Below are 25,816 nucleotides of genomic sequence, written 5' to 3'. Positions count from 1 at the left end.
TGTGTCCCTCTGAACAAGTGCCGCGTCACCCACCCGGACGGTCCTGCAGACGTATCAGCCGAGGACGAGCGGCAACTTCAAGCTGAGCTCGCCGAGTTGCGCCCGTTCCGCTTCGGTCGGAGCGCGGCGGCCGGTGCCGGCCAAGAGGGCGTCCTTGTCGGTGAACGACGTGGGGAACGCGGCGCCGGCGATCTCCTCCAGCAGCGCCCGTGACCGGGCCAGAGCCTCCGCGGGCGGTTCGGCCGCGTCCGGGAGGCGCGCGATCAGGTCGAGGTGGTGCAGGGTCCATTCCAGGACGTACGCGGTGAGGTAGTCGTCCACGGTGAGGACGTCGTCGCGAGTGCTCACCCGGAGGCCGGGGTCGGCGAGTCCGGCGGCGCGCCCTGCCGCGGAGCCGACGTCGTCGAGGTGGAACGTGAGCAGGCCCGGGTCCTCGTAGGCGGCGGCGAGCCGGACGGTCAGCGCGTCGAGCGGATCCTCGCCGGTCGGCGGACGGTCGGCCACGCGCCAGTACGTCACCGCGTCGACGGTCGGTTCCGCTTCGGCGGGGGTGGCGAGGGTGATGAGGACGTCCTGGGCGTCGATGATCAAGTGGCACACGAGGTCCCGCACGAGCCAGCCGGCGCAGCCGGACGGCTGCTCGAAGGCCTGGTCCGGGAGTTCGGCGACCGCAGTGCGCAACGCCGCCCACGAGCGCGAGAAGAGATCCACGCCGGCACGGTAGTGCGGCGCGGGAAGGGCGGACAAGCGGATTCCGGACTCCTGCGGGCGCAGCAGCCACCGCCAGGAGAGGTGTGGACCCCTGAGTCCTGCCTGTGGGCCACGGGTGTGCCGATGGTGGCATGGCCGGATCAGGGCCTCACCTCGACGGTGCGGCGAAGTCGGTGGCACGCTGGCCGGGTGACGACCGATGATGAAGAGGGCCGATGGCTCGCGGAGCAGACCGCCTCGCGGTTGCGGGACATCCAGGCGGGACACCTGGCCTGGACGGAGATCGATCTGATCGACATCGGGGACGACACGGCGCGCCCGTTACGCGACGGGCTGGAAGTCTTCGGCGTCCGGGTGAACTATGTGCCGGTCTGCCAGCCCCGCCATGTGGTGGCCGCGCTCGGCGGAGGCCGGCCGGTCGCGCCGTATGTCGTCATCGCCTGCCATGGGGACAACGGGCGGATCCTCATGGCTGAGGTCCCCGACGCCCTCGCCGGAGCCCAGCCGTTCCACGGCTCCATCGGCCCCGGCGAGGTACGCCGACACCTCCGACTGTCCGGCAGCGTCGTACTCACCACCGGATGCGGGACCGGCCGTCGGGACCTGGCCGATGCCTTCCTCGACGTCGGCGCACGTGCCTTCATTGCACCCAGCGGGTACCCGGAGGGCTATGCGGGCGTGTTCGCCCCGCTGTTCCTCTTCTACGAGCTCACCGAGCGGCGCTCTCTCGCCGATGCCGTGCGCCGCCTGAGCGGACACGACGACGCACTGGCGATGTGGCAGCTCCATCAACGTTGATCGGTCCATCAACACTCCACGGTCCATCGCCGCTGACCGGTCTGTGTCAGCACTCGCCGCTCCATCAGGGCTGCCGCTTCGCGAACGCTGACGGCGCTTCGTCCCGATGGTGTGTCCCTCCACCCGTGGCCAAATGGACTCCCAGAGAAATAATGTGGCACTATTTTTTCATGACGAGACATGCAGATGCCGACGTCCGCCGGAATCAGGTCGCCGCCGCGCTGGTGCGCGTCGTGGCCGAGCGTGGGCTGGCGAGGGCCACGTTGGCGGATGTGGCGGAGGAGGCGGGGGTGTCGGTGGGGCTGGTGCAGCGCTACTTCCGCACCAAGGACGAGTTGTTGAGGTTCGGCGTCGAGTACGTCTACCGGCGTGCCGAGGAGCGGGTGCGGCAGGTTGCCGTCAGCCTCCCGGTGCGGGGGACCGTCGTGCGGCTGATGGAGACCTTCCTCCCGCTGGACCCGGAACGCCGCGATGAGCTGCGGGTCTGGCTGAGCCTCATTCAGGCCTCGCTCACCGATCCGCGGATGGCCGCCGTCCATCAGAACGCGACACTGGCGATGGTGGACGGCGTCGCCGAAGCGCTGGCGGGCGCGCAACGAGCCGGAGAGCTCACGGACGCCGCCGATACCGCGACCGAAGCGGCCGCGCTGGTCGCGTTCGTGGACGGACTGTGTCTGCATCATGCGGCCACCGGCACGAGGTTCGAACCGACGGCCCTGCGGGCAGCGCTGACGCAGTACGTCGACCGGCTCTTCGACGGGGGTGCGGCCCGATGAGCGGGGCACTGACCGCGGCGCTGGTGGGCCTCGCCCTGCTGGACAGCGCCAGTTTCGGGACGCTTCTCATACCCGTCTGGTTATTGCTGACGCCCGGCAGGCTGCGCCCGGGCCGCATCGTGGCCTATCTGGCCACCGTGGCCGGGGCGTACTTCTGCATCGGGGTGCTGCTGACGCTCGGTGCCGACGCCGCTCTCGAGGCCGTACGGCGCGTTCTCGACGGGATACCGGCGACCCACCTGCGGCTCGGCCAGCTCGTCTGCGGCGTCCTCATCATCGCCTGGAGCTACTGGCTGGAGGCCAGGGCCCGGCGCCAGGACGACAACCCGGGCCGAGTGCGCCGCTGGCGGGCCCGGGCCATGTCTGGAGACGGGGGTGTCGGTGGGCTGATGGGCCTGGCCATGACGGCCGTTGGGCTGGAGGCCGCCACGATGCTGCCCTACCTCGCGGCGGTGGGGCTGATCGCCGAAGCGGACATCACCGTACCCCTCACCGGCGCCGTCCTCGCCGGCTACTGCGTCGTGATGACACTCCCGGCGATCGTGCTGGCCGTGGCACGGTTCGCCGCCCACCACCGGGCCGATCCGGTGCTGCGCCGGGTCAATGACTGGCTGACGAGGAACAGTGCCCGCGCCCTGGGCTGGACCGTCGGCGGCATCGGCATCGGGGTCACGCTCAACGCCGTCGTCTCGTTGCTGTTCGACCAGCCGTGACGCGGTTCGTTCCGCCCGGCGGGCGCCGGAGTCCGTTCCGCCCGCACGACGCGCCGGACGGCTGATCCGTCCGGCGACATGCCCGGCAGGCTCCAACCGCCCCTGGGCGGTTGGAGCCGTCCCCTGTCCCGCTCGCTCGCCGCCGAGGGCGCCGACACCCGCCCGGATCCGGGAGCGCAGTGCGGCCGTGGCGGTCGGCCCCCCCCCGACGGAAATCACCGCATGCCGGCCGTGCCCGGTCCCCCGCCGTGTGCTCGGTGCCTCCTGGGGCTGGGCCGTCAGCTCTCACCAACGGCGGGAGCCGGACCCCGGCCCCGCCGGGGGAGTCGTCGGATCCGGGAAGGGGACTCCCAGTCCCCGAGATAGTCGATCTCGGGGGAGAGGAGCACTCCGGTGCGGTCCAGGACGCGGCGCCGCACGATGTCGACGGCCCTGGCGAAGTCGGCGGCCGTGGCGCCGTCCCCGGCGACCAGCGTGGGGTGCAGTGCGGAGATCTGCACGCCGCGGACGACCGGACTGCCGAGCCCGAAGCCCGCGTCCCGGATGAGCCGGCTCGCACTCACCCGGGTCGAGCCGTCGGGGAAGCGGTTCACCGGGGCGCCGGCCGCGCGCAGTTCGCCGACGCGGGACGGCGGGATCGCCGGACTGAGGAACACGCTGCCGACCGAACGTTCGTCGTGTAACGACGAGCCCAGCACCATGCCCTTGGCGCGACGCACCGCGAGCACCGCGCGAGCCGCCTCGGCCAGGGGGACGCGGCTGCCCGGCGGAACGCCGAGCGCGTCGGTCACCTGCCGGTACCGGACGGGCGCGCTCCGCGCGGAGCGCCGCAGCGAGAACACCAGGCTCAACAGGAGCCGGCGCCGGGAGCGTTTGAACACGCTGGTGCGGTGGCCCAGTTCGCACTGTGCCGCCGGCAGGGTGACGTGCCGGTTCAGCCGCCAGTCCCACGCCCGCACCTCGACGAGGGTGTCGGACACCTCCTGGCCATAGGCGCCGACGTTCTGGACCGGAGCGGCGCCGACCGTACCGGGGATGCCGGTGAGCATCTCCATGCCGGTGAGGCCCTCGGCGACCGTGGCGGCGACCAGGTCCGCCAGCGGATGCCCTGCCTGGACCTCGACCTGCACCCGGTCCTCGTCCCGCGCCCCGGACCAGCGGATGCCCCGGTTGGTCATCCGCAGGACGGGAGCGGAGCATCCGGCGTCGTGCACCAGGACGTTGCTGCCGTGCCCGAGGGCGACCGGCGGGCCGTGGCGGTCCATCTCCTGCCGCGCGTACGTCACGACGTCGGGCAGGTCCGCGAGGTCCCGCAGTTCGACGAGGCTGGCGGCCGGGCCGCCGATCCCCAGGGTCGTCAGGGGAGCGAGTTCCGCTCCGTGAACGATGCGCATGGAAACGGCGGCTCCTGTGTCTCGGGTCGGAAGAGGCGGGCCTTCTCGGGAAGAGGGGGTGTTCGTGCCGTGCGGGTGGCGGGTTCCTTCGTTAACGCCCCGCCAAGCGCATTAAGGGTGTGGTCACGCTAACGGGGCCTGGCGGGTCATGCAATGCGAACTCATGCGAAGCCCACCCCCTCCGACCGCAGAAGGAACCTCCTCTCCCGCCGGATGCATCTTTCGATGTAGTGCAGTTCGTCTGTGCTCACGAGGAATGCCGGCCGGGGCGCACCGACGATGAGGGCATGACCCAGACCCTGCGCTCACCGACCCGTTCTCCCGGCACCGGTGGTGGCCGGCTTCCTCTGCTCGACGTGCTGCGCGGGACCGCGATTCTCGGCACGCTGATGACCAATGTATGGATCTTCGCCGGTCCCGGCGCCGAGTGGGGGATCCTGCAGAACGGCGCCGGGAACGCCGGCTACGGGTCCGTACCGGCGGCGGCCGAGAGCCTGTTCCAGCTCGTGGCGAACGGGAAGTTCCTCTCGATGCTGACGATTCTGTTCGGCGTCGGCCTCGCGATCCAGTTCGACTCCGCCGCCCGGCGCGGACAACCCTGGCCGGGCCGCTACCGGTGGCGGGCGCTGTTCCTGTTCGCCGAGGGCACCGTGCACTTCGTGCTCGTCTTCGCCTGGGACGTTCTGATGGGTTACGCGGTCACCGCGCTCCTCGTCGCCCGGCTGCTGGCCCGGTCGGAACGGACCCGACGCCGCGTCATGTGGTGGGCGGGAGGGCTGCACCTGGCCTTGATGGGAGCGTTCACCGCGCTGCTGGTCGGGGCCGGTCAGGAGGAAGGCGGCAGCGGAGGCGGCGTGTCCCAGCGGGTCGTCGACCTGTACGCGCACGGGAGCTACCCCGACCAGATCGCCTTCCGGCTGGAGAACGCCCTCGCGCTGCGCCTGGAGCCGGTGGTCTCCTTCGGGCTCCTGGTCCTTCTGTTCCTGCTCGGCGTGCGGCTGTTCCGGGCGGGCGCGTTCGGGATGGACGAAACGGGCCGGCGGATCCGCGCCCGGATGCTCGGCTGGGGTCTGGGCCTCGGGGCACCGCTCACCGTGGCAACCGCCCTGGGCGGCCAGGACTTCTTCCTGCTGGGTCGGTACTGCGCCGCTCCGCTGATGGCCGTCGGTTACATCGGTCTGATCGGTGCGGTGGTGGGCCGGGTGCGGCGCCCGGGCCTGCTCACCACGGGTCTGACCTCCGTCGGCCGGGCGGCCCTCTCCTCTTACGTGCTCCAGAACCTGCTGTGCATGCTCCTCTGCTACGGCATCGGACTCGGCCTCGCCGCCCGCTGGGGAGACGCCGGCCGCCCCTGGTGGGTGATGGGGCTGTGGGCCGGGGTGTGCGCCTTCCTCATGATCGGCTCCACACTGTGGCTGCGCCGGTTCTCCACCGGTCCGCTGGAGTCCGTGCAGAAGTGGGCACTGCGGCGCTGAGCCGCCCCGCGCCCGAACCGGATCCCCTCCGCCCGGGAGCCTCCGTCCCGGGAGCTCTCCGGGACGGGGCGGTCGGCGGTGACGACATACCGCGGTGACGGGGCACGGGGCGCGACAGCCTCGGGGCGGGACGGTCGCGGGGCGATGCAGTCATGGGCGGGAAGGTCATGGGGCGGCCCGACGGTAACGGGTTCGGCGGTCACGGGATGCGGCGACGGAACCCACCGCGCCCGAAGGCCTGCGACGAGCGCGCCCCCTCCAACTCCCTCCGCCCCACCCGCGAACCGTTGTTCCCCACCCGTGGGGCGTGTGCGAGGCCGGGGCGGGGGAGGCCCGGGCGGTTCGGTGTGTCCGGTGGGTACCGGGATACCGGAGCCCCCGAGTGGCGTACGCTCACCGCATCCACAGCACTCTGGGGGACACCCATGCGTTCTACCGCAGCAGCCCTGCTGCTCCTGCTCGCCGCCGGATCCGTCACCGCATGCAGCGGCGGATCCGGCGACAACGGGGACGGCGGCTCGCACGCCAAGCCCGCCGTCGGCAAGGAGGCGGCCGTACCCACGCCGAAGGCCGGCCACATGGCCGACGCCTGGGGCAAGAAGATCCGCAGCCTGAGCGGCACGCTGGACTGGAAGACCTGCAGCACCCCCACCACACAGGGCTGTGCCCGGACGATCGACACCACCATGGCCGTCGTCGGAAAGCTCTCCGGCCAGCTCCAGACGCTCGGCGGGGCCGAGGTCTACCCGACCGCCACGGCGAAGGCCGAGGCCATGGACGGCGCACGCGTCACCTACCGGGTCGCCAAGTGCGCCAAGACCCGCGAGCCGAGCACCGAGTGCTCCCAGTCGGCCGAGGACGTCCGGACCAACCTCGCGGGACTGGCGGCGGCCCTGAAGGTCGACGAGGGCATGGCCGGCTGAGGTCCGACTTCCTGAACCGCTCGTCCCGCAGCAAGGCACGGGGCAGACGTGTCCGACGCCTCGGCCGGGGCCCTGGAAAGGGCCCCGGCCGAGGCGTCTGCCGCACGACCGCGGAGAACCACAGGGTGCATGACTGCCGGGGAACCGCGGGGACGTAGGTTGGCGGCATGGTCGAGGGGGCGAACACCGCAGCGCAGACCGCTCCGTTGGAGCACCGGACAAAGGGGCGGGACGCCGCCCTGGGGAACAAGGGCAACGGAGGGCCGGCGCGCTCGTCCCTCCTGATGGCCCTGGGCACGGTGGTGTCACGGGCGACGGGGATGATCCGCCAAGTACTGCAGGCTGCGGCGCTGGGCACAGGACTGCTCGCCAGCACGTACAACACGGCGAACACGGTGCCCACGAGCCTGTACACGCTGCTGATCGGTGGCGCGCTCAACGCCGTGCTGGTGCCGCAGCTGGTGCGTGCCCGGACGACTCAGCCCGATGGCGGGCGGGCCTACGAACAGCGTCTGGTGACGCTCGTGGTGTGTGTCCTGGCGGTGGGGACGGCACTTGCCGTCTGGGCGGCGCCGCAGATCGTGGGCCTGTACATGCGGGACAGCCCGGAACGGCACGAGGCCTTCGAACTGACGGTGACCTTCGCCCGGTTCCTGCTGCCGCAGATCTTCTTCTACGGCCTGTTCAGTATCTACGGACAGATTCTGAACGCCCGCGAAAAGTTCGGCGCGATGATGTGGACGCCGGTGCTGAACAATGTCGTGCTGGTCGGCATGTTCGCCGCCTATCTGGGGCTGATGACGGTCCCCGACCGGGTGGAGGACATCACCGGCACCCACGTACGGCTGCTCGGGATCGGGACGACCGCGGGCATCGCCGTGCAGGCCCTCGCGCTCATCCCCTTCGCGCGGGCGGCGGGTTTCCGGTTCCGGCCACGGTTCGACTGGCGGGGCACCGGCCTGGGGAAGAGCGTCCACGCGGCCAAGTGGACCTTGCTGTTCGTCCTGGCCAGTCAGGTCGCGCTGACCGTGGTCACGAACTATGCCAACACCGCCGACCAGGAGCTGCCCCGGGCCGGCGCGGGCTACACGGCCTACACCTACGCGCAGACCATCTGGATGCTGCCGCAGTCGATCGTGACCGTTTCCCTGGTGACGGCGCTGCTGCCCCGTATGAGCCGGGCCGCCGCCGAAGGACGCATCGCGGACCTGCGCGCCGACCTCTCCCGGGCGCTGCGGATCAGCGGCGTCGTCATCGTGCCGGCCGCCTTCCTCTTCCTCACCCTGGGACCACTGATATCGGCGCTGCTGTTCGCCCATGGGGCGGCGGATACCGCATCGGCCCGTCCGCTGGGCCAGATGCTCCAGGCGTTCGGGCTCGGACTCATCCCGTTCTCCGCCCAGTACCTGATGCTGCGCGGCTTCTACGCCTTCGAGGACACGCGCACGCCGTTCCTGATGGCCGCCTGGATCGCCGTGGTCGACATCGCGCTGGCCACGGCATGCCACCTCCTGCTGCCGGCACGCTGGGCCGTGGTCGGGATGGCCGGCGCCTACACGCTCTCCCAGCTCGCCGGACTCGTCCTCACCGCCCGCCTGCTGCGCAGGAGACTCGACGGTCGCATCGACGACGGAGCGCTGCGGCGCACCTACGGCAAGCTCCTGTGCGCCGCCGGACCGGCCGCGGCGCTGGGCTGGGCCGCGGCGCGTGGGTGCACCGGGCTGGGAACCGGCACGGGCCCGACCGTGGCCGCGCTGGCCGCCGGACTGCTCACCACGACGGTGGCGTATCTGCTTCTCGCTCGGCTGATGAAGGTCGGCGAACTGCGTCACCTGCCCGGGATGCGTTGACCACCGGGCGCCCCCGCCGGACCCGACCCGGGTGTCACTTCCGTCTCACCGCTCACTGCTCCCGGGACGACTCGACATCCCGTTCCAGCGGCGTTCTGGCGACCGCGGCCGCCAGTTCCTCCAGGGCGCCCAGCAGGAGTTCCGCCCCGCGCCGCACCACCGGATCGCCGCCGTCGCCGGCGCCTTCCCAGGCGTCGAGTGCGTCCTCGACCCGGCGCCAGTCGGGGTTGCGGCGCTCCCGAACGGCCCGCGCCGCCTGGGCGGTGTCCGCCTCCAGGGCATCGGCGAAGCGCGCGGCCTCGCGGACCGGGCGCGCCCCGTGTTCCGGCAGATGGGTCTCCAGCAGCATCGCGGCCCGCCCCAGCGATTCGAGTGCCGCCTGTGCCTCCTCCGCCTCCCTGCGGTTAAGGCCCCGGTGCCGGACCGGCTCCTGCTTGGCCCGGCGCAGCGACTCGTCCCAGGTGGCGTTGGCGTCGCGGCTCGCCAGCAGCGTGTGGCGCACGTCCGCGAGGCGCCGGTCGTCGGGCTCGGCGAAGCTGCGGACGACCGCCGCCGCATAGCGGCCGTTCGCGGTGAGATAGTCCGCCAGCCGGTCCAGCAACTGCGGTGTCTCCCAGGCCGGCAGCAACACATACGCCAGCATCGCCAGCACCCCGCCGAGCAGGGTCAGCAGCAGCCGGTCCCGCACCGTCTGCTGCAACGCCTCGCCCGCCATGCCGAGCAGCAGGACCACATACGCCGCGGCGAAGGACTGCGAGGCCACGTATCCGGTGCGCATCAGCAGGTACATCAACGCGGCCGACACCACGGCCAGTCCGCCGGACACATAGGCGCCCGGGTGGGCCACCTGCACCACAGCCGTGGCGAGCCCGACACCCACCAGGGTCCCGGTGAACCGGGCCACGGCACGGGCGTACGTCTGGTGGAAGTCCGGCCGCATGACCATCACCGAGGTGACCGGTACCCAGTAGCCGTGGCCGAGCGGCAGCGCCGTGCCGAGCAGATAGCCGAGCGCGGCCACCGCCGCGAGACGCACCGCGTGCCGCAGTACCCGCGAGTCACGGTGCAGTTCCCGGCGCATCGCGCCGAGCACGACCGGCACCAGACGGAACATGGTCGGACGGATCAGCTGTGCTTCCCCGGCGAAAGCGGATTCGTGGTGCGACATGCCGCTGTCGGCGGTGTCCAGGACCTCGATGAGCAGGTCCGCCAGCGTGATCGCGGCCTGCCGCGCCGGCCCCGTCAGCACTTCGTCGCCCTCGTCGATCAGCAGCGCTTCCATGGCCTCGGCCGGTGCCTCGACCGGGGTGCCGTGCCGGATGGAACGGGCTGCGGCGTCCAGGACGTCCGCGGCGGCGTTCAGCAGTTCCCGCGCCCGGTCCCGTTCCGGGCCCTCCGCCGCGGCCCCGACGCGTGGGTCGGCGACGGCGGCGACCGCCGGACGGATGTGTTCCGCCAGGCCGCGGGGCCCGTGCAGAACGGACGGCCGGGTGCGTGCCTGGGACGGCGTGACGGCGGCCGCGCTGCGCGCCGTCATCATCGGTTCGGGACCGAACGCTGCCGTGGGGTCGTGGCGCAGCCGCCGGGCGTAGTCCGCCATCGCGGCGAGCGCGTCGGCGAGCGCGTCACGGTGCGCGCCCCACCGCCGGATGGGGAACAGCAGAATCAGTGTCGCCTGCACCAGGCCGCCGAAGGCGATGACCCCGGCGTGCTCCAGTGCCCCCTGAACGCTGGTGGGCAGGGTGACGGTCACCATCATGATGCCGACCGTCGTGGTGGCGACGATCCCGGCGGTCGAGCCGACCGCCCAGGCCATCCCGGCGAGAAACGCCCATGCGGCGAGCAGCAGCAGAAACGTCGCCGTATGCCCCGACGCGACGTAGCCGACGAACGTGCTGATCCCCAGACCGGCGCCCGCGGCCAGCGCGATCACTTTGCGCGGGCGCCAGCTGCGCTGGAATGTCGAGGAGCCCGCGGAGAACGCGCCGAACGCGGCGGACGCGGCGTACGCCGGGGAGTCGAGCCACAGCGCGAGCCCGATCACGATCGCCACGCCCGCCGCCGCACGCAGGGCGATCAGCGGCTCCAGCCGCGTCCGCTCGACCGTCAGCCCGGAACGCACGACCTCCCGCAGCGCTCGCAACCACGTCACGGAGCAGAGACTAGGCGGAGGACCGCACCGGCCGGCGGCAGCCGCACCGCGGACCCGGAGCCCGAGGTCACCGACGGCGGCGGATGCCGAGGCGGGGCCTGCCGGACGCGCGGCGCCCGGGGCGCCGGACCGGGGAACGCCGTCCGGGGCGTCGACCCGGACGGCTGCTCCCGGACTCCGCAAAAGCACCTCGCCCATTTGGTGGAGGAGGAGGGCCCGGGCTCCGCCGGAGGGCGGATTCCCTGCCCGGGGCCGGGCGCCATCATTGTTCGGGAGGGGATGCACACCTTCCTCCGGGAGACGGTGCGGGCAAGCGGCCGGTTCCACCGGGCCGCCGCCACACGGCCGTCCTCCGGAGGATGAACGGGAGGAACCGGCAATGCAGATCACCACGAGGGCCGCCCGGCTGGTGGCCGTCGCCGCGACGGGAACAGCTGTCCTGGCGGGAGTTCCCGCGCAGGCCGCGACACCGCACGACGGAAGGACCGCGGCGCGGGCCGTGGTCGATCCGGAACCCGAGTACCGGGGCTGCGCGACACCGGAGAGTCCGTCGGGCGCGTCGGGCGGCGCGGTCATCCACAACTGGAGCGATCCCGGCCAGACCCTTTCCGTCCGTCTGGACGTGGCGGACATCCAGGCGGACGGACGTCACGCGAGGGTCCGGTTCGTGATCGAGGACGTCAACGGGCGACGCACCTACGGCCGCTGGCGCAAGGCCGTCGGGGACGGGGTCTACAAGACGTGGTGGACGAGTGCCAAGTCCGATCGCGGCATCTTCGAGGCGGGAGTCCAGGTCGCCACGTACAAGGGCGATCGCCTGAAGACCATCTGCACCGACATGTGACCGGATGCCGGAGCCCGACCCACGGGGGGCCGGGCTCCGTGCTCCACGGCAGGAGCGTGCGGCAGCGCAACGAGTTGCCGCAACGGCCGACCGGGCCGACCGCCGGTCCGTACAACGGCGGCGCACCGGCTCGGCGAGAAACACACCATGGGGAATCACCCTTGGGAAACACCAGGAGAAACAGATGAAGGTCGGCATGGTGGCGAGCCACTACCCGCACGCCGCTCACCGCGAGGAGTTCCTCGCCCGCGTCCACCGGGTCGCCGAGGAATTCCGCCGGACACCGGGATGCCTGTCGGCGGACTGCTGGGTGTCCGACGAAGCGGTGATCTCGATCGTGCAGTGGGAGTCCGAGGAGGACTACGCCGCGTCGTTCGCCGCTGTGGTGGCGGCAGGGCTCGACATCGGCTTCGACGAGCGCGAGGCCCGCCCCCGGGAGATCGTGCGGCTCGCCGCGGCCTGACCGGGCACTCCCCGTACCGGCCGCGGGTGCGTCCGTTCCCACCCCCGTGGCCCCTGGCCGGAGCCCGCTCGCCCGAAGGGCCATGACACCATGGCGACTTCGGACGAACGGGCTCCGGCGTCCGCGCTCCCGTCGGCCAGGCGGGGCAACTCTCACCGCACCGGGAGCCGTGGGATGCACCGCACCGGGGCGCGGGCACCCCGGCTCGAGAGGCGCCGGCGCCTCATCCGCCGAGGCCTCATCCGCTGAACGCGACACTCACGGACAGCCCGGCGATCAGCAGCCCGGACACCATGGCCGTCACGAAGCGGCCACGGTCGTCCGTCAGGAACCCGCCCAGCAGCCTGCCACTTCCTGCGAGGAGCAACTGCCAGCCGGCGGAGGCGAGGACCACGCCGGTCAGATAGACGACGGTCTGCCCGGGGTCCCCGATGCCCGGGGTCTGCCGGCCGAGCACCAGGGCGACGAAGTAGACGGCCGGCCAAGGATTGAGCGCGGTCAGGCCGAGAAAGAGGAGGCCAGCACGCCAGGGCGTCAGGGCTCCAGCGCGCGCCGGCGTCCGGTGGTTCGCTGCCGCACCCTGCCGTCGCGCTGCCAGGGCGCGCATCACGATGCGCGCCGCGAGAGCGATGAGGACGGCCGAGGCGAGCAGGCGCAACGGAGCGGCGACCGGGGCCACCGCCGACGCGAGCGCTCGGCCGCCGATCACCGCGGCCAGGGCGTAGCAGGCGTCGGCGGCGGCCGTGCCCATCGCCGCGGCGGCGCCGTGACGGAAGGAGGTCCGGGCCGTCATGGAGACCATCAGCACCGCCACAGCGCCCACCGGAACGGCGAGTCCGAAGCCCGCCCAGAGGCCCGCGAGCAGCGAACCGGTCACATCGATGCCCAGGACGTGCACATGGTCCTCCGGCAGTGAGCCGTACACCCGCGTGGGGCCACACCGCGGGCGACGGCCTCCGTGCCGACGGCGCCGGGCAAGCGAGGGACGGTATACGTCTGGTCGACGCGGCGAGAGATCGTCATGCTGCCAGTGTCAGCAGCCACATTCTTTCAGTCCATCGAAGCTTTTTGCACGACATTGTTCGGGGGTCCCACATGATCGACGGCCGGTTGAAGACCTTGCGCGCCCTCAGCGCGACGGGCACCGTCACTGCCGCGGCAGAGACGCTGCACCTCACTCCGTCCACGGTCTCGCAGCAACTCCGCCAGTTGCAGGCCGACCTCGGAGTGACGCTGCTGGAGCCCGACGGGCGCAGGGTGCGACTCACCGCCGCCGCACACACCCTGCTCCGCCACAGCGATGTCCTCTTCGCCCACTGGGAACAAGCGGAAGCCGACCTGGAGGCGCACCGTGAGGAGCGGGCCGGAAGCATCAGGATCTCGGCTGTGGCCAGTGCGTTGTCCAGGCTCGTGGCGCCGGCCGCCGCGCTGCTGGGCCAGCAGTACCCGGCCTTCACCGTGGAGATCGGCGAGGATCCGGACGAGGACCGGATCCGGCTGCTGCTCACCGGGCGCGCGGACATCGTCGTCACCATTCCGGCCGCCGACGCGCCCTCCCCCGACGACGAAGCGGTCGAACAGCACGCCTTGCTCGAGGAACCGCAGGACCTGCTGGTCCCGGCCAAGCACCCCGCCGCCGGAGAGGAAGCCGTCGAGCTGGGCGCGTTCGCCGAAGAAAGCTGGCTGCGGGCGGGCGACCCCCGGGACCAGCACCCGTTGCTGCTCTCGGCGTGTTCCGCTGCCGGGTTCGTGCCCCGGATCACGCACAACGCGGTCGACTGGTTCGCGGTGTCGGCCCTCGTCTCCCACGGCCTCGGGATCTGCCTGATTCCCCGTCTGGTGCCGGTGCCGGCCGGCCATGACGTCGTCCGTGTGCCGCTGACCGGAGACGTCCGGCCCACCCGCCGGGTCGTCGCCTTCATCCGGCGCGGCAGCCATGAGCGCCGGACGGTGAACCGCTGCCTCACCGCACTGCGCTCGGCGGCCGGAGCCTGGTCCGCCGGTCACGACGGCTGACCCCGCGGTCGGTCACGGCGGCCGCTCCGTCCCGGACGGGGAACTCATCGATGACGATCGGCAGTTCCCCCCCAGCTCCGTCCGAGGGCCGGCCGATGTGGCCGAATGTGGCTCATCGGCCGACGAGGCGGCCGGGGAATGTGTGGTTCCTGTGTCCTTCCGGTGTGTTCGCGAGGAGTATGCCAGCGGACGGAGCACCTCTTCGGTGCTCCGCAGGAAGGGGACCACCATGCGAAGACCTGTCCGAGCCTGGGGCGCGGCAGCCGTGACGGCACTTCTCGCCCCGCTGCTGACGGCCGTTCCGGCGCAGGCGCGGGAGACGGAACGGGCCGCCGGGACATGCCGGCCCGCCATCCAGGTCCTGGGCACGCTGCCCGGTACCGCAAGCAGCGAGGCCGACCGGGTCAAGAGGCTCGGGCCCGGTGGTACCGCCGTCGGCACCTCGCGCGGCCTGCCGGTGTACTGGACCGGCACCCGCGTGCACCGGGTGCCGCTTCCCGCCGGGTACACCGGTGGCGTGGTCGAGGCGGTCAACAGCGGGGGACTGATGGCCGGCACCCTCCGGAAGCCCGGCGGGTCAGCCGCGTTCAGCTACCGCGCCGGGGCGCGGTCGGTCGCCCTGCTGCCCGGCGGCTCCCGGGCCACGGACGTCAACGACCGCGGCCTCATCGTCGGCGAGGGGCCGAAGGGCGGCGCGCTCACCGGTGTCGAATGGACCGGCACCCGCGTCCTGCGCAGGCTGGCCCTGCCGGCCGGCTACACGCTCACCGAGGTGACCGGCATCAACGAGGCGGGCCGGATCGTCGGCTCCGGCGAAGCCGTCGCGGGCGACGAGTCCTGGACGGCCGGTCTTCTCTGGCCCGCCCGCGGCAACGCCCCGGCCGTGCCGCTCAAGCCCTACTGGCCGGCCGGAGTCCCGTACGATTTCTGGTCGCCCGAGGACATCGACGACAGCGGACGGATCGTGGGAACCCACGACTACTCACGGCTGGACATCCAGAGCCCCGTCCACTGGCTGCCGCCCTACGAGAACGAGACCCGGCCGGGGCTCCTCGGGGGCCGCACCAGCGGCACGTTCGAGGCCGTCAGCCCCACCACGAACGTCAGTGTGGGAACGGCCCAGGACAGCAGCTTCGACGGGCCCTTCCCGCCCGAGTCCGCCCCGCCCGTGCAGGCCCAGATCTGGCCGGGCTCCGGTCCGCTGCTGGCGCTGCCGAGACTCGCGCGCGACGGCGCCTCCGAGGCGTACGCCGTCAGCGACGACGGCCGTGTCGGCGGCTGGGCGGCCGACGCCTACGGAACATCCCGGCCCGTGATCTGGACGTGTGCTCTCGCGCAGGCGTACCAGCCCTGAGCCCGTCCGCCCCGGCGGCCGGCGAAGCGAGGTGCGCCGGGGGAGACCGCACCCCATGACACCTTGCCGCACCGACCGGCCGCGAGCGTCGGTCGGTGCGGCAAGGTGCGTCCTTTTCCGGGGTGCGGCGTCCGGCCGCCTCCAGGCGCGGCGGAACTCACCGGTGTGGCCCGGCCGGGTCAGTAGTGTCACCTGTCATGGGGCTGGATATCCATGTGCTGATCGTCGACTGGACGTGGCTGGGGGAGTCGCCCCAACGGGAGCGCCTGTCACGGTTGCGCGAAGCCTGGTACGACGATGCGACCGGGCTCTGGGGCCATGACGCGCCGGAGACCGAGGGGGAGTGGCAGAGACCGCGCGGACCGGCCGCCCACCGCTTCGCTTGCTACGAGTTCCGCCGGACCTGCGGCTCGTACAAGGCGCACTTCTGGGCCGGGCAGCGGTGGGAGTCCATTCGTCACCAGGTCGGGCCGCAGATGCGGACCGGACTGGACGCTCTGCTGCTCGGGCTGATCCTGGACGGGCCGGACGGCGACGTGCGGTACCGGGATCAGGGCTTCTTCGGCGACGACGCCGGTGTCTCTCGCGGTCTGCTGGTCGCGCGGTCGCCGAGTGGTGTCCGGGAACTGGCCGCGGTGTGGCAGTGGGTGAGGCCCCTTCTCAGCGGACTGCGCGCGGCGTTCGAGGAGCATGCCGCCGTTCCCGACGGCTGGGTGGGCGACTTCGACGCTTTCGCCCGTCTGCTGGAGGACTGGGGCCGCGTCCTCGCTGAAGCGGCTCGGTGGGACTGGGGTGTCGTGGGGCTGAGCGAGTAGGGCGGCCCCGCCTCCTGCCCCGGCGCAGTCCGGCGCGTCCCGAGTGCATTGACGGCGCGGTCGGGGGCGTGAGCGGAGGCGGTCGGAGCGCCCGGGGTGCGGATTGTGGACATGCTGCCGCGGTCCGCCACGTGAGGGCCGACGGGCCCCGTCGCGCGGCTTTTCGACTGCCGGGACACGCGCTGCCGCCACCGCCGGCCGAACGGGGCCGACTTCCGGCGCCGCGGCCGGCGCCCCGGTGGGTACGCACGCCGCCCGCCACCTCAGAGGGAACGGAAAAGGTCGGGCTTCTTCATCGCTCGATCGCTCTGTGTTCGGGGAACAGGGAGATTCCGTACTGCCGTTCCCTTCCTTCAGGGAAGGGCCGGAAATCATGTGCAGAACGCGAAAGTCCGATGGCCGATAACGGACCCCATTGCTTGCGCCGCCGGACCGCGAAGGACATGGTTGTCCAGCTCATCAGGAACGCTGCAGTGCTTGCCTGATCCGTCGGTCACCGGGAATGCGAAGTCCCGCCGTCCTCGACGCGCGTGCCCTTCTCGCCTCCTGGTCTTCCGCACGGTCAAGCGGTGTGACAGTACGGGGGTATTCATCATGCCGCAGCGATCTGCTGTGTCGCTGCGGTGCGTTGCGGTCACGGACTGACCGATTTCGATCTTCTCACCGGTATCCCGGGGTGCGCCGAATCTGTTGAACACGACGTGTTCTCCGCCGCCCGGGGCCGGTTCGCGCAATTCCGACGGGGGAATTCGATCATGCGTCAATTCGACGTGCCTTTGAACCGGGCCATAGCCGCCTCACTGGTCCCGGAACTCGCCTACTGGATCAACTTCGCCAGCTCCCAGGTGGTGAAGTTCCACATCGACCCGGTCGGCCGGGCGAGCATCCGCGTCTGGGTGCCGGACGAGGCCGACTCCGACGAGATCGGCCGCAAGGTGCGGACCACCGTCGACTGGTTCGTCGCCGGACAGCAGGGTGACGCGGACGGGCACGACGAGCCGCGCCCCGTCCGGGTCGGCCCGCCCCGCAGCCCGTCGACCCTCACTCCGGACGACGCCGTCACCGCCGGGGCGCTCACCCCGCTCGGGATGGCCGATGTGGTCATCGGTGAACCGCTGGTGACCCTCATCCGCGCCCTCGACGACGCCTTCCGCGAGCTCGCCACCGGTTTCGACGCGGGCGAGGCGGCCTATTCGACGCTGCTGTCCGTGGACTACCTGGAGCGGCTGCGGTACTTCGACGCCTTCCCGCAGAACGTCCTGTTCCCGGTGCACCTCAGCACCGACATCGACGCCGCCCAGCAGTACGTCAGCCGGACCCTGGAGGACCAGGGCAGGCCGCCCCGGGACGACTTCGCCGGCTTCGCCCCGCGCGACCGGGTGCTCGCCCCCGCGGCCTGCTTCCACGTCTACCAGGGCCTGGAGGGCAGGCGGCTGCCCACGGACACCGCCATCACCACCCTCGGCCGGTGCTACCGGTACGAGAGCCGCAACGCCGTACTGATCGAGCGGCTGTGGGACTTCTCGATGCGCGAGGTGGTCTTCGTCGGGTCGCCGGACTATGTGCGCTCCTGCCGGGACGAGAGCCGTCGGCGCGTGCTGGAACTGGCCGAGAAATGGCAGCTGGGAGGCAGCCTCGTCCCGGGCCACGACCCGTTCTTCCTCCGCGGCGACCGGCCCGACGCGGTGGTCGACCCGGAGCCCAAGTTCGAGCTCCGGCTCGATCTGCCCTACAAGGACGCGGACTTCGCCTGCGCCTCGTTCAATGTGCACGGCACGTTCTTCGGCAGCACCGGCGACATCGTCACCGCGTCCGGGGAGACCGCATGGACCGGCTGCACGGCCTTCGGGCTGGAGCGGTGGGCCTGGGCGGTCATCGCCCAGCACGGCCTGGACCCGGACGCCTGGCCCGCGGACCTGCGGCGTCGGCACAAGCAGGCGGCGTGAGGTGACCGGCATGAACACCACTGACACCGTCGTCGCCGGCACCCGCCAGTCCGGGGACGTGCTCGTGGCCCTGCGTGCCTTCCCCCGGCTGGTGGTGCGGGTGCAGAGCCCGGTCGCCGACCTGGTCGGGGACCGGCTGCGCGCCCTCGGCCTGGAGACGCTGCACGCCGCCGGGATCACCGCGGCGAGCGTCGAGATCCACGACAACGCCGCCTCCGAGTGGGTCGTCCTGGCCCGGCTGCGGACCGCCGTCCGCCGCTGGCAGGCCGTCACGGCCGCGCCCGCGGACGGCGCGCCGGCCACCGCGGCCCACGACCTGTCCACCACCGGAACGGAGGAGCGGCCGTGACCGTCCTCTCCCTCTACGTCTCCGCAGGCCGCCCCGGATACGTCGACCACGCGCTCACCGTCTCCGGGGTCGACGCCGTCGTGCTGGACCTGGAGGACTCGGTGGACGACCGCGACAAGGACGCCGCCCGCGACGTCGCCGCCGAACTGCTGCGCTCCTGCGGCGGCCTGCCCGACCGGATGCTGGTGCGGGTGAACGCCCCGGGCAGCGCCCACCTCGACGCCGACCTCGCCGAACTCGTCCCGCTGGGGCTCGACAGGCTGCGCCTGCCCCGAGTCCGGACCCGGCAGGACCTGGAGGACGTCCTCGCCCGCATCGGCACCCTCGCAGGCCGGGACGGGAGCACCGCCGGACCGCCCCGGGTGGAGCTCATGATCGAAACCGTCGGCGCCCTGCGCGACCTGGAGGAGATCGTCACCGGCCGTCCCGAGGTCACCGCGCTCACCTTCGGCGGCGAGGACTACCTCCGGGACAGCCGGGCCACCGGCGCGCCGCAGGACCTGTGGGAGGCCAAACGCGAGCTGGTGCGGAAGGCCGCGGCAGCCGGCCTGCCCGCCTACGACACCGTCTACGGGAACCTGCACGACCGCGACGCGGTCTGGCAGGACGCCCACCGGGCCGCGCGGCTGGGCTTCGCCGGCAAGAGCATCATCCATCCCGCGCAGTCACCGGTGACCAGGAATGCCTTCGCCGACGCGGGCCGGTGACCCGTGGCCGGGCACGGTGCCGGCGGACCTCGCCGGCACCGTGCTCGCCTGGCGCGACCGGCTCGACGCGGAAGCCCGGGCCGCGCACCGGCCCGGGCACACCACCGTCGCGGTGTCGCAGCGCGCCCCGGCCGGGAGCTTCACCCCGGCCGAGGCCGAACGGCTGCACCGGGCGGCACTGGACCGGCTTCGCCCCCTCCTGCCACCGGTCCCGGTACAGCGGACGTACCCGGCACCGGCCGGCCCGGTCACCCTCCTGGTGGTGGTGGGCGGCGCCCACCGGGCCAAGCTCGGCTGCCTGCGCATGGAGCAGCACGACACGGTCGGCGAACTCACCGACGCCGATGTGGTGCTGCCCCGCCCCCTCGGCCGCGCCGACCTCGGTCTGCCGCCCCGCGCCTGCCTGGTGTGCGACGAACCGGCCAAGCGCTGCATCGTGCTGGGCCGCCACCCCCGGGAACTCCTCCTGCGCACCGCACGCGACCACTACCGCCGGGCGTTCGCCGCCCCGGACGGCCCCGGCCGCCGCCCGGACAGGGCACATGACGCACGGTCCGTCCTGAGCCCTGTGCCCGACGCACCGACCGTTCCGAAACCCGCATCCGACGCACCACGCGCCCCGACCTCCGTGCCCGGGGCCGTCCGTGGCCCGCATTCCGTGATCGACGCACCCCGCGGCGCGAACCCGGCGCCGTCCCGCACCTGCGACCCGTACAGGAGCTGCACATGACCGGAACCTCGAACGCCGGTGCCGCCACCGGCGGCGTCCCCGCCGCCCTCGGCCACGCACGGAAACTCCTGCGCGACGGCCACGTCGTCGTCGCCCCGAGCGACACCCACTACACCATGGCCGCCGACCCGGCGAACCCCTCGGCCACCGCCCGCATCTACCGGGCCAAGGAGCGGGAGGCCGACTTCCCGCTCACCCTCTTCCTGGCCGGCCCCGAACTGCTCGACACCGTCGCCGTCGCCCCCGACGAGGTACGCGCGCTCGCCCGCAGCCTCTGGCCCGGCTACCTCACGCTGATCCTGCCCAAGCGCTCCGAAGCCGTCGGCGACCACGTCACCGCCGGGCTGCCCACCGTCGCCGTCGCCTGTCACCGCAACCCCGTCCTGCGGGAACTCCTGGAGGCAGTCGGCGGGTACGCCGCCTGCACCTCGGCCAACCGCAGCGGACAGGGCGGCGACCTGGTGACCCTCGACGACGCCCGCGCCCAGGTCGGGGACCGGGTCGCCCTCGTGCTCGACGGCGGCGAACCCAGCGAGGCCGGCACCGGCAACACCATCGTCGACCTCACCGGAGAACGGCCGGTCCTGGTCCGGCACGGCGAAGTGCCGCTGTCCGACATCGCCGCCCTGCTGCCCGGCATCGAGGACCGGGCCGCCACCTACAAGGAGGACCTCAGGCGACGGCAGCGGTCGGTCGGCACCTGGCGCCCCACCCTGGCAGGACGGACGGTGCTGGTCACCGGCGCCGCACGCGGCCGCGGCTCCGAACTCGCCCGGGTCCTCGCGCTGGCCGGAGCCAGGGTCCACGTCACCGACCGGGACGCCGACGGCGCCGCCCTCGCCGCGGAACTCACCGAGCAGGGCCTGGACGCCCGCTTCCACACCCTGGACGTCACCGACCCGCAGGCCTGGCAGGACACCGTCCGCGCGGTGGTCGCCGAGACCGGCACCCTCGACGTACTGATCAACAACGCGGGCTACTTCGAAGCCCAGGACCTGGGCGACCTCACCGAGGACAGCTGGAACCTCGCGCTGAAGGTCAACACCGGTGGCGCCCTGCACGGCATCCGGGCCGCCGCCGCGGTGATGCGCCCCGGCGGCTCCGTCGTCAACATCTCGTCCGCCTTCGGACTGGCCGCCAGCGACCTGGTGGGCGTGGCGTACCAGACCAGCAAGGGCGCGCTGCTCCCGCTCACCCGCGCCGCGGCGGTGCGGCTGGGCAAGGACGGCATCCGCGTCAACGCCGTCTGCCCCGGCCTGATCCGCACCCCGATGACCGAGCCGCTCTTCACCGACCCGGCCACCCGGGACCGCATCCGGGGCGACGTACCGCTGGGCCGCGAGGTCAGCATCTGGGACATCGTCGACACCGCTCTCTTCCTCGCCTCCCCGGTCAGCGACTACCTCACCGGCGTCGCCGTCCCCGTGGACGGCGGGCTCAGCGCATGCTGACCGGGCCGCCGCACGCCTCCGGGCCGGTCGCCCGGCCACCGGCCACGGGCTCCCCGCCCGACGGGGCCCGCCACCCGGACGCGGACACCGCCGCGACCGCCGACCGGCTGGCCGCCGGCATGGTGTACGGCCTGACCGCCGAGGCCGTCACCTGGCCCAAACCCGGCCTCGTCACAGCCGTGGACACCGGCAGCCACCACGACATGGACGTCTACACCCTGCTGCGCAGCGCCGCCGCCCTGCAGCCGGGCTTCCGCGCCGCCGCCCTCTTCGGACTGGAACGGGGCTCCGCCGCCCGGGTCGCCCGGGACTTCACCCGGCTCCGCGCCGCCGGGCAGCGGGCCGAGCGCGCCATGCTCGCGGCGACCGGCGGGGTCAACACCCACCGGGGGTCGGTCTTCCTGGGCATGCTGCTGTGCTGCGCGGCGGGGGTCGAACACGCGGCGGGCCGCCCGCCCGAGCCGGACGGGATATGCCGTACGGCCCGGGACCTGAGCCGGGACGCGCTCCGCGCCGATCTGGCCGCCCCGGTCACCGGCCGCACCAGCACCGGGCTGCGGGCCCACGCCCACCACGGGCTCTCCGGGGTCCGCGGCGAGGTGCTCCGGGGCCTGCCCAGCCTGACCGGGCACGGCCTGCCCGCACTCCGGGCGGCACTCGGCGCCGGACGGCCGCTGCGGGAAGCGGTCGCCGACACCGTCCTGGCGCTGATGGCCGTGGTGGAGGACACCACCGTGCTCAACCGGAAGTTCACCCCCGACCGGCTCCACCGGACCCGGGAACGGGCGGCAGCCGCCCGCGCCGCCGGAGGCACCGCCACCCGCCGGGGCCGACAGCGGATCGCCCGGCTCTCGCGGTACCTCGAACACGAACGCATCAGCCCCGGAGGCTCCGCCGACCTGGCCGCCATGGCCGTCGCCCTGCACACCTGGCACACCCGGTGGCAGGACACCCCGGCACAGAAAGGACCCCTGCGTGCCCACGCACCTGCGTAGCCTGCGCGACTACCTGACCGCCCTGCGGAACATCGGCGACCTCCAGCCGATCGACGTCGAGGTGGACTGGAACCTCGAACTCGGTGCCATCACCCGGCGGGCCTACGAACTGCCCGCCGCCGCACCGCTGTTCAACCGGATCAAAGGAACGGAACCGGGCTTCCGGGTGCTCGGCGCGCCCGCCGGACTCAGCTCCCACCCCGCCTACCCGCTCGCCCGGGTCGCCCTCGCGCTCGGCCTGCCGCTCGACACGAGCGCCGCCGACCTCGTCACCGCCTGGTCGCGGCTCCAGGAGTGCGAGCCCCTGGAACCCCGCGAGGTCCCCACCGGGCCGTGCAAGCGGCACCGGACGACCGGCGAGGACGTCGACCTGTACCGGCTGCCCGCCCCCCTGCTGCACGCCGGCGACGGCGGCCGCTACCTCAACACCTACGGCACGGTCGTCACCCGGTCCCCGGACGGCGCCTGGACCAACTGGGCCATCACCCGGATTATGCTGCGCGACCGCACCTCCATGACCGGCATCGTCGTGCCCGCCCAGCACATCGGCAGAATGCACGGCATGTGGCGCGAACGCGGCGAGGACATGCCCTTCGCCCTCACCCTGGGAACATCCCCCGGCATCGCCATGGTCGCCGGCTGCCCGGTCCGCGAGGGACTGGACGAAGCCGCGCTGCTCGGCGGCTGGTTCGGCGAGCCTCTCGAGGTGGTGCGCTGCGAGAGCCACGACCTGCTGGTCCCCGCCGAGTCCGAGATCGTGATCGAGGGCTTCCTGTCCTTCGAGGAGGTGGCTCCCGAAGGCCCGATGGGGGAGTACAGCGGCCTGCTCTGGCCCGAGGACACCCGGCTGTGCCCGGTCTACCGCGTCACCGCCGTCACCCACCGGGACGATCCGGTGCTGCCGGTCGTCGTCGCCGGCATGCCGGTGGAGGAGAACCACACCAACTGGGGCATCAACATCGCCGCCGCCGTGCTGTACGAGCTGCGCGCGGAAGGCCTTCCGGTGCGCCGCGCGTTCATGCCCTTCGCGGCGGCCTGCCACTGGCTGGTCGTCACCGTCGACACCGCGTCGGGCCCCGGCCGGTGGGGGAGCTGGGGAAAACTCGCCGCCGAGGTGGGGGAAGCCGTGTACCGCACCCGGCCCCGCCACATCATGCCGAAGGTGATCGTGGCCGAGGACGACATCGACCCGGCCGACCTGGAACAGGTCACCTGGGCGGTGGCGACCCGCGCCCACCCCGGCGAGACCGGGTTCGTCCGCGACGTGCCGACCCTGCCGCTCGTCGGCTATCTCAGCGACGAGGAGCGGCGCACCGCCCGCACGGACAAGGCGGTGTTCAACTGTCTTCCCCGGGACGACTGGCCTGAGTCGGGCCGTCCGGTCCGCGCGGACTTCGCGCAGTTCCCGGCCGAATTGCGCGAGCGGGTGCTGAGCCGCTGGGAGTCCTACGGCTACCCGCCGCAGGGGTGAGCCCGGAGCCGGGTCGGGACGCCGGCCGCCGTCCGCCCAGGGCAACCCCCAGGAGGACGGCGCTCCCGCCCACCGCCAGCGACCAGCTCACGGGCTCGTCGAGCAGCACCGTCCCCAGGCCCACGGCGACCAACGGCAGCAGATAGCTCACCAGTGAGGCGGCCAGCGGCCCCTCCCCGGCGATCAGACGGAGGTTCAGCACATAGGCCGTACCGGTGCCGAGCACACCGAGCGCCAGAAGGGCGAGGGTCGCGTCCGGATCGCCCCCGACCGGCTTCAGCAGCAGGGGCCCGGTCAGCAGGGAGACGGCAGTGGCGGCGGTGAGCTGACCGGCCGCGAGCGCCAGCGGGCCGTGCTCGGAACCGGCCAGCACCCGGCCCAGATAGACGAACCCGACGCCGAAGCCGGCGGCGGCCACGACACAGGCACCGGTCGCCGGCACGGTGCCCGGGGCACCCCAGGGAGCGAGCAGCACCAGGACCCCGGTGAAGCCGACCAGGACCCCCGCGAGCTGACCGCCGCGCAGCCGGCGCCGCTGCCCGGAGAGCACCATGGCGACCACCGTGAACAGCGGCGCCGCAGCGTTGCAGGTGCCCGCCAGACTGGAGTCCACCGTCTGCTCGGCCCAGGCGAAGAGGAAGTACGGCACATCGTTGGCGAGAATCGCCCCCACCAGCAGATGGGCCCAGGTCCGACGGTCCTTCGGGAGGGCCTCACCGCGCAGCGCGGCCACCATCAGCAGCACCGCGGCCCCGGTCGCCAGCCGGAGGGTGAGGATCTGGGCGGGGGAGAACGCCGGGGCTGCCAGCTTGATCAGCAGGTAGTTGGACCCCCACAACAGGGCGAGCAGACACAGCCGTAACGAGCCGATCAGGGACATAAAGGGCACGCTACCGGGTGTTCCGCGAATGGTGGGGTGTCCCTGCTCCGTCCCGTGCCGGCCGGACAGCACCGCCGGGGGAGCACGCGGAGGGGCGGGGCCGCACGCCGACCGTCACGGACGGACGCAGAGCAGGCACCCGTCCCAGTGGGGGAGACCGGTCAGGAGCCCGGTGCCTCCGCTGAATACATGGCCCACCCTGTCACCCCGCCGCGCGGCGATGGGCTCCGCGACCGCCCTGTGCGGCGAGGCCGGCGCGGACAGCGGCGGCGCTCTCGTCGAGCTCGCCCCGCTCGCGCACCCTCCAGTCCGCGTCGATCCGGAAGCTGTCTCCGGCGAAGCGGGGGAAGACGTGCAGATGCACGTGGAAGACCTCCTGAAAGGCGGCCTCCCCGTCGGCCAGGAAGAGGTTGACGCCCTCACAGCGCAGGTCCGAGCTGCGGAGCGCACGGGCGAGCCGGTGGGCCACAGCCCACACCTCGGCACCGAGCGCCTCGTCCAGGTCCTCCAAGCCCACCGCGTGTGCCTTGGGAACGACCAGCAGATGGCCCGGGGTGACGGGCCGGAGGTCCATGAAGGCCACCACCGCGTCGTCTTCGTGGACGACGCTGGCCTCGGCCCCACCTTGCACAATGGCACAGAACTCGCATCCGTCAGCGGTCATGTTCTCTCCTTGCGTCAGGGAACAGCCCAGTGTCGGGAACAGCCCTGTGTCAGGGAGACATCCCCGTGTTGGCGAACCGCCCCAGAACATCAGAGCCCGGTGTCGGGGGGCGAACCGTTTTGCCGTCAGGCGCTGCCGCGGCGGGGCGTGACCTGCGGCCGGGACGCCCGCGGCCCACGTCCCGCCACCGGGCCGAACCGCTGCCGGTACGCCGAAGGGGAGAGTCCGGGATTACGGGGAGCCGTCACGGTTGGGGAGAGTGGCTTTCGATTCCGGCGTCTGCGCCGGGGCGCGCCGTACCGGAGCCGCCAGATGCGACGCTCCCTGTACGTCGAGACC

General features: G+C 72.6%; 23 protein-coding genes and 1 pseudogene. 18 read left to right on the top strand and 6 right to left on the bottom strand.

Annotated features, from left to right (window positions below; translation table 11 throughout):
• Positions 1 to 54 precede the first annotated feature (54 nt).
• Complete coding sequence (locus AC3EQ1_RS07335; protein ID WP_432093467.1) at positions 55 to 711, bottom strand: maleylpyruvate isomerase N-terminal domain-containing protein; 657 nt, start codon at positions 709 to 711, stop codon at positions 55 to 57.
• Positions 712 to 900: 189 nt separating this feature from the next.
• Between AC3EQ1_RS07335 and AC3EQ1_RS07330 the strand changes: the two genes are divergently transcribed.
• From AC3EQ1_RS07330 to AC3EQ1_RS07320, 3 genes are all read left to right on the top strand, one after another.
• Entirely contained in the window at positions 901 to 1,509 is a 609-nt protein-coding gene (locus AC3EQ1_RS07330) for a hypothetical protein (RefSeq protein WP_432093466.1), read from the top strand.
• Between the two features lie 170 nt (positions 1,510 to 1,679).
• The gene (locus AC3EQ1_RS07325) at positions 1,680 to 2,285 is read left to right on the top strand and encodes a TetR/AcrR family transcriptional regulator (protein ID WP_432093465.1); all 606 of its coding nucleotides are present in this window, start codon (positions 1,680 to 1,682) and stop codon (positions 2,283 to 2,285) included.
• Positions 2,282 to 2,998, top strand: coding sequence for a GAP family protein (locus AC3EQ1_RS07320; RefSeq protein ID WP_432093464.1), 717 nt, complete (start codon positions 2,282 to 2,284; stop codon positions 2,996 to 2,998). The genes AC3EQ1_RS07325 and AC3EQ1_RS07320 overlap by 4 nt, the downstream gene beginning before the upstream one ends.
• Before the next feature lie 278 nt (positions 2,999 to 3,276).
• Here the strand turns inward: AC3EQ1_RS07320 and AC3EQ1_RS07315 are convergent, their stop codons facing one another.
• Complete coding sequence (locus tag AC3EQ1_RS07315; RefSeq protein ID WP_432093463.1) at positions 3,277 to 4,392, bottom strand: UDP-N-acetylmuramate dehydrogenase; 1,116 nt, start codon at positions 4,390 to 4,392, stop codon at positions 3,277 to 3,279.
• A gap of 287 nt (positions 4,393 to 4,679) precedes the next feature.
• Between AC3EQ1_RS07315 and AC3EQ1_RS07310 the strand changes: the two genes are divergently transcribed.
• The 3 genes from AC3EQ1_RS07310 to murJ all read left to right on the top strand — a co-directional run bounded on the left by AC3EQ1_RS07310 (position 4,680) and on the right by murJ (position 8,640).
• On the top strand, positions 4,680 to 5,867 hold the full coding sequence (locus tag AC3EQ1_RS07310; protein ID WP_432093462.1) for a DUF418 domain-containing protein: 1,188 nt from the start codon (positions 4,680 to 4,682) through the stop codon (positions 5,865 to 5,867).
• 425 nt (positions 5,868 to 6,292) lie between these two features.
• Positions 6,293 to 6,790, top strand: a complete 498-nt coding sequence (locus AC3EQ1_RS07305; RefSeq protein WP_432093461.1) for a hypothetical protein — start codon at positions 6,293 to 6,295, stop codon at positions 6,788 to 6,790.
• A gap of 167 nt (positions 6,791 to 6,957) precedes the next feature.
• The gene (gene murJ / locus AC3EQ1_RS07300) at positions 6,958 to 8,640 is read left to right on the top strand and encodes a murein biosynthesis integral membrane protein MurJ (protein ID WP_432093460.1); all 1,683 of its coding nucleotides are present in this window, start codon (positions 6,958 to 6,960) and stop codon (positions 8,638 to 8,640) included.
• A 52-nt stretch (positions 8,641 to 8,692) separates the two neighbouring features.
• Here the strand turns inward: murJ and AC3EQ1_RS07295 are convergent, their stop codons facing one another.
• Positions 8,693 to 10,792, bottom strand: coding sequence for an FUSC family protein (locus AC3EQ1_RS07295; protein ID WP_432093459.1), 2,100 nt, complete (start codon positions 10,790 to 10,792; stop codon positions 8,693 to 8,695).
• Positions 10,793 to 11,171: 379 nt separating this feature from the next.
• Between AC3EQ1_RS07295 and AC3EQ1_RS07290 the strand changes: the two genes are divergently transcribed.
• Both AC3EQ1_RS07290 and AC3EQ1_RS07285 read left to right on the top strand, forming a co-directional pair.
• The gene (locus AC3EQ1_RS07290) at positions 11,172 to 11,636 is read left to right on the top strand and encodes a hypothetical protein (protein WP_432093458.1); all 465 of its coding nucleotides are present in this window, start codon (positions 11,172 to 11,174) and stop codon (positions 11,634 to 11,636) included.
• 184 nt (positions 11,637 to 11,820) lie between these two features.
• On the top strand, positions 11,821 to 12,099 hold the full coding sequence (locus AC3EQ1_RS07285; RefSeq protein ID WP_432093457.1) for an antibiotic biosynthesis monooxygenase family protein: 279 nt from the start codon (positions 11,821 to 11,823) through the stop codon (positions 12,097 to 12,099).
• 238 nt (positions 12,100 to 12,337) lie between these two features.
• Here AC3EQ1_RS07285 and AC3EQ1_RS07280 read toward each other — a convergent pair whose 3' ends face one another.
• Positions 12,338 to 13,024: a LysE family transporter gene (locus tag AC3EQ1_RS07280; RefSeq protein ID WP_432093456.1), complete on the bottom strand. Its 687-nt coding sequence runs from the start codon at positions 13,022 to 13,024 to the stop codon at positions 12,338 to 12,340.
• Between the two features lie 143 nt (positions 13,025 to 13,167).
• On the opposite strand from AC3EQ1_RS07280, the gene AC3EQ1_RS07275 reads away from it, so the two are divergent.
• The 10 genes and pseudogenes from AC3EQ1_RS07275 to AC3EQ1_RS07230 all read left to right on the top strand — a co-directional run.
• On the top strand, positions 13,168 to 14,115 hold the full coding sequence (locus tag AC3EQ1_RS07275) for a LysR family transcriptional regulator (RefSeq protein ID WP_488187147.1): 948 nt from the start codon (positions 13,168 to 13,170) through the stop codon (positions 14,113 to 14,115).
• A gap of 229 nt (positions 14,116 to 14,344) precedes the next feature.
• Positions 14,345 to 15,469, top strand: a complete 1,125-nt coding sequence (locus tag AC3EQ1_RS07270; protein ID WP_432093454.1) for a hypothetical protein — start codon at positions 14,345 to 14,347, stop codon at positions 15,467 to 15,469.
• A gap of 197 nt (positions 15,470 to 15,666) precedes the next feature.
• Positions 15,667 to 16,284, top strand: a complete 618-nt coding sequence (locus AC3EQ1_RS07265; RefSeq protein WP_432093453.1) for a hypothetical protein — start codon at positions 15,667 to 15,669, stop codon at positions 16,282 to 16,284.
• Between the two features lie 755 nt (positions 16,285 to 17,039).
• Positions 17,040 to 18,230, top strand: a complete 1,191-nt coding sequence (locus AC3EQ1_RS07260; RefSeq protein WP_432093452.1) for a class-II aminoacyl-tRNA synthetase family protein — start codon at positions 17,040 to 17,042, stop codon at positions 18,228 to 18,230.
• Between the two features lie 10 nt (positions 18,231 to 18,240).
• Positions 18,241 to 18,579: a hypothetical protein gene (locus tag AC3EQ1_RS07255; protein ID WP_432093451.1), complete on the top strand. Its 339-nt coding sequence runs from the start codon at positions 18,241 to 18,243 to the stop codon at positions 18,577 to 18,579.
• Positions 18,576 to 19,286, top strand: a complete 711-nt coding sequence (locus tag AC3EQ1_RS07250) for an HpcH/HpaI aldolase/citrate lyase family protein (protein WP_432093450.1) — start codon at positions 18,576 to 18,578, stop codon at positions 19,284 to 19,286. Before AC3EQ1_RS07255 ends, AC3EQ1_RS07250 begins: the two co-directional genes overlap by 4 nt.
• Positions 19,261 to 20,016, top strand: coding sequence for a citrate lyase holo-[acyl-carrier protein] synthase (locus AC3EQ1_RS07245; protein ID WP_432093449.1), 756 nt, complete (start codon positions 19,261 to 19,263; stop codon positions 20,014 to 20,016). The genes AC3EQ1_RS07250 and AC3EQ1_RS07245 overlap by 26 nt, the downstream gene beginning before the upstream one ends.
• A complete protein-coding gene (locus AC3EQ1_RS07240; protein ID WP_432093448.1) occupies positions 20,013 to 21,467 on the top strand; it encodes an SDR family oxidoreductase in 1,455 nt (484 codons plus the stop codon). The genes AC3EQ1_RS07245 and AC3EQ1_RS07240 overlap by 4 nt, the downstream gene beginning before the upstream one ends.
• A complete protein-coding gene (locus tag AC3EQ1_RS07235) occupies positions 21,461 to 22,462 on the top strand; it encodes a triphosphoribosyl-dephospho-CoA synthase (RefSeq protein ID WP_432093447.1) in 1,002 nt (333 codons plus the stop codon). Before AC3EQ1_RS07240 ends, AC3EQ1_RS07235 begins: the two co-directional genes overlap by 7 nt.
• Positions 22,443 to 23,747: pseudogene (locus AC3EQ1_RS07230) on the top strand (UbiD family decarboxylase); the annotation flags it as partial. The gene AC3EQ1_RS07235 and the pseudogene AC3EQ1_RS07230, both read left to right, overlap by 20 nt.
• Positions 23,748 to 23,799: 52 nt before the next feature.
• Here AC3EQ1_RS07230 and AC3EQ1_RS07225 read toward each other — a convergent pair.
• Positions 23,800 to 24,813: a DMT family transporter gene (locus AC3EQ1_RS07225; protein WP_432093446.1), complete on the bottom strand. Its 1,014-nt coding sequence runs from the start codon at positions 24,811 to 24,813 to the stop codon at positions 23,800 to 23,802.
• 202 nt (positions 24,814 to 25,015) lie between these two features.
• Positions 25,016 to 25,477: an HIT family protein gene (locus AC3EQ1_RS07220; RefSeq protein ID WP_432093445.1), complete on the bottom strand. Its 462-nt coding sequence runs from the start codon at positions 25,475 to 25,477 to the stop codon at positions 25,016 to 25,018.
• Positions 25,478 to 25,816: the final 339 nt, after the last annotated feature.

Source organism: Streptomyces sp. bgisy100 (assembly GCF_057709105.1).
The sequence above is the reverse complement of the archived record's forward strand: the minus strand, read 5'-3'. Positions and strand labels throughout refer to the sequence as shown.